The sequence below is a fragment of the Nonomuraea rhizosphaerae genome (assembly GCF_019396405.1).
GTDB classification, from domain to species: domain Bacteria; phylum Actinomycetota; class Actinomycetes; order Streptosporangiales; family Streptosporangiaceae; genus Nonomuraea; species Nonomuraea rhizosphaerae.
Genome location: NZ_JAHKRL010000531.1, coordinates 1 through 7,485 on the forward strand (window position 1 = coordinate 1; position 7,485 = coordinate 7,485).

General features: G+C 71.9%; 6 protein-coding genes and 1 pseudogene. 2 read left to right on the forward strand and 5 right to left on the reverse strand.

Annotated elements, in window-relative coordinates:
* The 4 genes from KME77_RS27605 to KME77_RS27620 form a co-directional block, all read right to left on the reverse strand.
* The coding region (locus KME77_RS27605) for a protease inhibitor I9 family protein (protein WP_219471869.1) at positions 1 to 553 on the reverse strand (553 nt) is incomplete at its 3' end.
* A gap of 154 nt (positions 554 to 707) precedes the next feature.
* Positions 708 to 1,985, reverse strand: coding sequence for a D-arabinono-1,4-lactone oxidase (locus KME77_RS27610; RefSeq protein ID WP_219471873.1), 1,278 nt, complete (start codon positions 1,983 to 1,985; stop codon positions 708 to 710).
* A 43-nt stretch (positions 1,986 to 2,028) separates the two neighbouring features.
* On the reverse strand, positions 2,029 to 2,655 hold the full coding sequence (locus KME77_RS27615; protein WP_308250935.1) for a polysaccharide deacetylase family protein: 627 nt from the start codon (positions 2,653 to 2,655) through the stop codon (positions 2,029 to 2,031).
* A gap of 187 nt (positions 2,656 to 2,842) precedes the next feature.
* Positions 2,843 to 4,045, reverse strand: coding sequence for an MFS transporter (locus KME77_RS27620; RefSeq protein WP_219471871.1), 1,203 nt, complete (start codon positions 4,043 to 4,045; stop codon positions 2,843 to 2,845).
* Between the two features lie 93 nt (positions 4,046 to 4,138).
* Here KME77_RS27620 and KME77_RS27625 point away from each other — a divergent pair, with 93 nt between their 5' ends.
* Entirely contained in the window at positions 4,139 to 5,317 is a 1,179-nt protein-coding gene (locus KME77_RS27625; RefSeq protein ID WP_308250936.1) for a lytic transglycosylase domain-containing protein, read from the forward strand.
* A gap of 41 nt (positions 5,318 to 5,358) precedes the next feature.
* On the opposite strand, the gene KME77_RS27630 is transcribed toward KME77_RS27625, so the two are convergent.
* Positions 5,359 to 6,306, reverse strand: a complete 948-nt coding sequence (locus KME77_RS27630) for a ferrochelatase (protein WP_219471872.1) — start codon at positions 6,304 to 6,306, stop codon at positions 5,359 to 5,361.
* A 146-nt stretch (positions 6,307 to 6,452) separates the two neighbouring features.
* Here KME77_RS27630 and KME77_RS27635 point away from each other — a divergent pair.
* A pseudogene (locus tag KME77_RS27635) lies at positions 6,453 to 7,485 on the forward strand (S9 family peptidase); the annotation flags it as partial.

Sequence of the window (7,485 nt, forward strand, 5' to 3'; positions counted from 1 at the left end):
CCCGCCAGGCCCCCCCGCCGAACTGCCGGGCCCCGGGGGAGGACCCCTTGCCCCCGCCGCCCTGGCCGGCACCGCCGCCGAGGGCGGTGCCGCCGAGCCCGTACGCGTGACCGCCCAGGACCGGCCCGGACGCCTCGTCCCGGTCGATCCCGCCGTCCACCAGGTACACCGTCACCCCCTTCCCCGTCCCCCTGGAGGGGGCGGGCCGGGCGGGGGAGCCGAGCGGGAGCTGCCGGATCCGCCGGTCGGGCTCGATCGCCACCACCCGCGGGTCCGTGCGCAGCTCCGCCAGCTCCCGGCCGCTCAGCCACGTGGCGAAGCCGGGCAGCGCGGCGGTGTAGAAGCGGCGCACCCGCCATCGCACCTCGCCGACGAGGTCGCGGGCGGCGGCGCGGTCACGGGCGGTGACGATGTACGGGCGCGAGAGCTCGGTGACGGGGGACCGGGAGGCGAGTCCGGAGGCGGGCGTCATGGCGAGGGGGACCGCGGTGGTCACGGCCGTCGCGACGGCCGCGGCGAGGTACAGGGAGGGCAGGCCGATTCGTCGGGGCACGAGCGACGAGGGTGCCGGGAGAACCGGCCCGCGCGACATCGGGACACGCCCCCGAACCCATACGCGAGAACGCTTTTTACCGAACGCATGCCACCCGACCACGCCGGCCTGCCCCGGAAGGCCCCGCGCCGCAAAAGGTCCCCGCGCCCGGAGGCTATCCCAGCACCGTCTCCAGGTACGCGTTCCCGAACAGCCGTTCCGGGTCCAGCCGGTCCCGCAGCGCCACGAAGTCGGCGAACCGCGGGTACACCTTCTCCAGGTACGAAGCGTCCCGCGTGTGCAGCTTGCCCCAGTGCGGCCGGCCGTCCAGCCGCGTCATGATCTCCTCCACGCCCTCGAAGTAGGCCGGGTTGGGCGTGGGCCGGTAGATGTGGCAGGCCACGTACGCCGACGCGCGCCCGTACGCGGTGGACAGCCACGCCGTGGACGCCGGCGTCACCCGCACCTCCACGGGGAACGTGATCCCCCACCCCATCCGCTCCACCAGCGCCCGCGTCTCGCGCAGCGCCTCGCCGAGATGCTCGCGCGGCACGGCGTACTCCATCTCCAGGAAGCGCACGTCGCGCCGGGAGGTGAAGATCCGGTACGAGGCGTCGACGGCCTCCGAGGAGCCCAGGGCGGCGGCGCTGACGCCGTTGATGCGCGGGATCAGCCCCGGCAGGCGGCCGCCGACGGCGCAGGCGGCGCCGAAGAGGGTGTTCTCCAGGAAGACGTTGTCCAGCCAGTGCTTGAACGCCCCCGGCGGCCGGGCCGGGCCGGGGTCCCGGTTGTTGGTCTTGACCAGGCACGCGTCCGTGTGCGGCAGCCAGAAGAAGTCCAGGTGCTCGTTGCGCGCGGTCAGGTCGTCGAGCGAGTCCAGGATGCCGCTCAGCGTCATCCTGCGCCGCCGGTTGCGCAGCAGGAACGCGGGCTCGGCCCGGAACGTCACCGCCGTCAGCACCCCGAGCGCGCCCAGCCCCACGCGGGCGGCGTCGAAGAGGTCCTCGCCGGGACCGCAGGAGACGACGGAGCCGTCGGCCCGCACCATCTCCAGTCCCACGACCTGGTCGGCCAGGCCGCCGGTGTCGCGGCCGGTGCCGTGCGTGCCGGTCTGGATGGCGCCGGCGACCGTCTGCTCGGTGATGTCGCCCATGTTGGCCAGCGCCAGGCCGCGTCCGTCGAGCAGCTCGTTCAGCACCCGTACGGGTGTGCCCGCGCGCACGGTGACCCGGTCGTCCTCGACGGACAGGAGGCCGGTCAGCGCGTCGGGCCGCAGCATGATGCCGTCGGTGAGCGCCACCCCGGTGAAGGAGTGGCCGGTGCCGACCATGCGCACGCGCCGCCCGCCCGTGGCGGCGTCCCGGACGGCCCGGACGACGTCGCCGGCCGAGGCAGGGGTGCGCACCTCGGCGGGGGTGGCCGACTGGTTGCGGGCCCAGTTCGCGAAGACCATGAGACCGACCCCCACTCGCGGCGACGTTAAACGTGAACGATACTCAGTTCTCCCAGCCTTCGGGAACGGGGAAGGCGTCGCCGGGCTGCAGGTTCTGCGACTTGATGATGTCGGAGACCTTGACCAGCGTGTAGCCCCGGCTCTGCAGGAGCTTGACGAGCGACGGCATCACGTCGACCGTCTGCTTGACCCAGTCGTGCATGAGGATGATGCTGTCGCGCTTGGCCACGGCCAGGGTCTGCTTCTTGATCGCCGCGGAGTTCTTGGTCGCCCAGTCGCGCGACCCGGCCGTCCACAGGATCATCGGCATGCCGAACTCGGCCGCGACCTCCGAGGTGCGCACGTCCAGCATCCCGTACGGCGGGCGCAGCAGCTTGGGCTCGACGCCCGCGGCCTTCTTGACCACGTCCTGCGTCTTCTGGATCTCGTTCTTGATCGCGCCGGTCTCGATGGTGGTGAAGTTCGGGTGCGAGTAGCTGTGGTTGCCAAGTTCGTGGCCCTCCTTCACCATCCGCTTGACGAACTGGGGACGGCTCTTCGCGTACTGGCCCTCCAGGAAGAAGGTCGCCTTGGCGTCGTACTTCTTCAGCGTGTCCAGGAGCGTTCCCGCGTACTTGCCGGGGCCGTCGTCGAAGGTCAGCGCGATGCACTTGGCCACGGCGCAGTCCACTGTCTTCGCCTTGGCCTGGGCGGCGGCAGTGGAGGGGGTCGGGGTCGGGGTGGGAGTGGCTGAAGCGGGCAAAGGTGCCAAAGTGACAGCAACAGCCGCGATAGCCAGGAGTGAAGGGATTTGTCGGGACATTACTAGTGCTTCCGTGTGTGAAGGGTGTTGCGAGGGATGTCCCGACGGTAGCGGATCAGTTCCCGGCCGGTGAAGGAGCCTCGGGAAGTCTCAGCAAACCCGAACCTCCCACGCCCACGGCAACGGCGAGGATCGCCGCGGCCAGGGTGAAGCCGTACGCGTTCGACGCCCCGTACATCTCGGTGAGCCGCCCGCCGGCCCACGCGCCGATCGCCACGCCGAAGCCGATCGAGGTCGAGATCCACGCCATGCCCTCGGTGAGCAGCGACGGCGGCACGAGCCGCTCGGTCAGCGAGAAACCGGTGATCAGCGTCGGCGAGATCGCGAGACCGGCGACGAACAGGCCGATGGCCATGACCCGCGTGTCGCCGATGAACATGATCGGCAGCAGCCCCACGACCAGCACCCCGAGCGCCCGCACGAACCGGCCGCGCAGCGAGATCCGCCAGTGCCGCGACCCGAACCACAGCCCCGACACCATCGACCCGCTCGCGATGGCGGCCAGCAGGAAGCCGGAGGCGCCCTTGACGCCGTGCTCCTCGGCGTAGGCGACGGTGACGAGGTCGACGGAGCCGAACACCGCGCCCAGGGCCAGGTAGACGCACGACAGCAGGGCGATGCCGGGGATCAGGATGGGCGAGCCGCCGCCCGAGGTGTGCCCCTGGACGGGCGGCTGGGTGCGCCGCTGGGCCGCCAGCGCCAGCGAGCCGCCGAGCATGCAGACCAGGGCCACGCTCAGCCCCGCGTACGGGTTCACGGCCGTGGCGAGGACGGTGACCAGCGCGGGCCCGGCGACGAAGATCAGCTCGTCGGCGACGGACTCGAACGCGAACGCCGTGTGCAGCTTGGCCGACCCGGCGTGCAGGTGGGACCAGCGGGCCCGGACCATCCCGCCCAGCGACAGCGACGTCGCCCCGACGACCAGGCCGGAGACGTAGAGCGTCCATTCCGGCAGGCCGAAACCCGCGCACAGCATGAGTGAGGCCAGGGAGAGCGCGTTGACGACGCACAGAGGGGTGATCACCCTGCTCTGGCCGAACCGGTCGACCAGCCGCGCCGACAGGGGCGCGGCCACGGCGAAGGAGACGTTGGTGGTGGCGGCGACGGCGCCGGCGGTGGCGTACGACTCGGTGATGCCGGAGACCAGCAGGACGATCCCGATGCCGAGCATGGACATCGGCATCCGGCCGATGAATCCGGCCAGGACGAAACCTGTGACGCCGGGCTCCTTGAACAGTCCCCGATAAGGCCCGACCACGTGTGTTCCCTCCCCCAGCCGCGCCCCAACCTTTGCGCACGGTTCGTCCGTTAAGCAACTGTTTTTAGTGCCGACTCGGCTAACGTGTGCCGGGTGTCCGGTCTTCCCTCCCTGCGCGCCGTGCTGCTCATGATCGCCGTGGTCGTCGCCGTCTCGGTGATCGCCGCGGGGGTGGCGCTGACGGCGCGCAAGGACCTGTTCGCGGCGGACCCGCCGCCCGCCCGCCAGACGCCGGCGGCCAGGAAGACGCAGACGCAGACGACGAACCTGGACAAGATCGTGCCCAAGGCCGAGCCGGTCAAGGACTTCGGTCAGGGCGGCCCCGCGGTCACCTCGACCCCGCCGAAGATCCTCGCCATCGCCCGCGCCGAGGTGCCCAAGCAGGCCCGCTTCAAGCTGTCGGCGCTCAAGAACGTGCAGAAGCTGACCGTCGTGGACGCGGGCTCCGTCAGGGTGTCGGGCACCGGCCTGAACCTGCTGGCCGTGAACCCGGCCGACTTCCGCGCCTGGACGCCCAAGGCCGTGGCCGACCAGCCCGCCGTGTGGAACGCCCTGGCCAGGGGCGAGCTGGTCGCCGAGACCGCGACCGTCCGCCGGTACGGCATGATCCTCGGCGCCGAGTACCAGGTGGACAACGGCCCGAGGCTGCGCGTCGCCGCCTCGGCCGCGCTCGGGCTGGCCGGCATCGACGGCCTGGTCAGCGCGGACCTGGGCAAGGCGCTCGGCCTCGCCCCCGGTGTCGCGGTCCTGCTGCACGGCAAGGCGGCCATCGGCGAGAAGGGCGTGCGCGGGCTGCTCGGCAAGGGCGCCCAGGTCGTGACACTCGGCGCCCGCCCCAGGAAGCAGCAGCCGCGGCAGACCGCCAGGCCGCAGCAGCAGGTCAACGTCGGCCGCCCGAACAGCTACCTCGACCTCTACAAGGCCTCCGCCACCCACTGCCCCGGCCTGTCATGGACCGTGCTGGCCGCGATCGGGCAGGTGGAGAGCGGCCACGGGCGCAACAACGGCCCGTCGAGCGCGGGCGCGCTCGGGCCGATGCAGTTCATGCCCGCCACCTGGAAGCACTACGGCGTGGACGGCGACGGCGACGGCAAGGCCGACATCTGGAGCCCGTACGACGCGGTCCCCGCCGCGGCCAAGTACCTGTGCGCGAACGGCGCGGGCCGGGGCGGGGAGAAACTGCGCAAGTCGATCTGGTTCTACAACCACTCGTGGGACTACGTGAACAAGGTGATGGGCATCGCGGAGGCATACGCGCGGGCCTACGCGTGAGGGCTGCCCGTGGGGGCTACTTGTGGGGCTACTTGCGGGGGCTACGCCTGGCGGCGGCGCGGGGGCGGGCAGCAGGCGATCCCGCAGTGCACCGGCTCCGGCTCGTCCATCAGCTCGCGCACCATCCGCACGAACGCCGGGTGCGTGCCCGCCGTCGCCGCCCGCTCCATCGGCAGCCCCAGCTCGTCGGCCACCTGCCTGGCCTCGGTGTCGAGGTCGTAGACGACCTCCATGTGGTCGGAGACGAACCCGATCGGCACCAGCACCACCGACCGCGCGTCGGTCTTGCGCAGATGGTCGCAGATGTCGGGCTCCAGCCAGGGCACCTCGGGCGGGCCGCTGCGCGACTGCCACACCAGGTCCCACGGCTGGGTGCGGCCCAGCGCCTGGTTGACCAGCTCGGCGCTCCTGCGCAGCTGCGCCTCGTACAGGCCGCCGTACGGGCCGGCGGTGCGCGCCATCGAGACCGGGACGCTGTGCGCGGTGAACACCAGGCGCGCGTCGTCGCGGCCGAGCCGGTCGAGCGCCTGCCCGACATGGTCGGCCATCGCCTCGACAAAACCGGGATGGTCGCCGAAGTGGCGCATCTTGACCAGCCGGGGGCCGCCGGGGACGGAGATCCTGTCGATGTCCTCGTAGTACTGGCGGCAACTGGAGTAGCCGGCGAACGCGGACGTGGCGAAGACCGCCGCCGTGCGCACCCCGTCCTGCTTCATCCGCAGCACGGTGTCCTCGCCGAACGGGTGCCAGTTGCGGTTGCCCCAGTAGACGGGCACGTCCGCGAGCGGGCGCAGCGCCTCCACCAGCGCGCGGTTCTGGCCGTTGATCGGGCTGACCCCGCCGAACCCCTGGTAGTGCTCGGCCACCTGGAGCAGCCGCTCGCGCGGCACGCCCCGCCCCCTGACCGCGTTCTCCAGGAACGGCAGCACGTCGTCGGGCCCCTCGGGACCGCCGAAGGAGAGCACCAGCAAAGCGTCGTAGTTCCCCACCTGACCAAGCCTATGTCCGCGTGTCAGTGGTCCTTGCGCGAGGTAAGTTCATTGGAGTGAGCGCTTTCCACGACATTCGTGACTATGTGGCCATCCCTCGAGTTCTCTCTCTGAAGCTGGCACCCGACGGATCACGCCTGATCTCCGTGGTGCAGTCGCTCAACCCCGACGGCAAGTCGTACGGCACCGCGCTCTGGGCGATCCCCGTCGACGGCGAGCCGTACCGGCTGACCCGCTCGGCCAAGGGCGAGAGCGCGGCGGAGTTCACCGACGCGGGTGACGTGCTGTTCACCTCGGCGCGCCCCGACCCGGCCGTGAAGGACGCCACCGACGAGGTGCCCGCGCTGTGGCTGCTGCCGCGGGCGGGCGGCGAGGCCCGCCAGGTGGCGAGCCGGCCGGGCGGGATCGGCGGCTTCCGCACGGCGGGTGACGTGGTGGTGTTCACCTCCGACGTGCTGAACGGCGAGGAGGCGGCCGAGGAGGAGCGACGCAAGGCGCGCAAGGACGCCGGCATCTCGGCGATCCTGCACGAGAGCTACCCGGTCCGCTACTGGGACCACGACCTGGGCCCCGGGCACACGCGGCTGTTCGCCGCCAGGCTCGGCGAGGACCGTCTGGAGGACGTGCGCGACCTGACGCCCGATCCTGGCGAGGGCCTGCGCGACGCCTCCTTCGCGCTCACACCCGACGGCGCCACCGTGGTCACGACCTGGCGCACCCTGCTGCCGAACGGCGAGAACCGCATCGACCTGGTCGCCGTCGACGTGGCGACGGGCGACCGGCGGGTGGTCTTCAGCGAGGAGGGCTACGACTTCGGCGGCCCGATCGCGCTCTCGCCCGACGGCGCCCGCGTGGCCTGTGCGCGTGACCGGCTGACCGGCCTGGACGTGTCGGCGAGGACGGAGCTGTGGATCGGCGGCCTGGCCGGCGGCGAGGCGGGCGCCTACGCCCCCGACCTGTTCCCGATGGACCTCAAGTGGGCGCCGGACGGCTCGGCCGTCTACGTCGTGGCCGACCACCAGGGCCGCCGCCCGGTGTTCAGGGTGCCCCTGGACGGCGAGGTCAGCCGCCTGACCCAGGACGACGCCGCCTACCAGGCGCTCAACGTCTCGGCCGACGGTCAGTCGATCCACGCGCTGCGCAGCGCCGTCGACCTGGCCCCCGGACCGGCCAGGATCG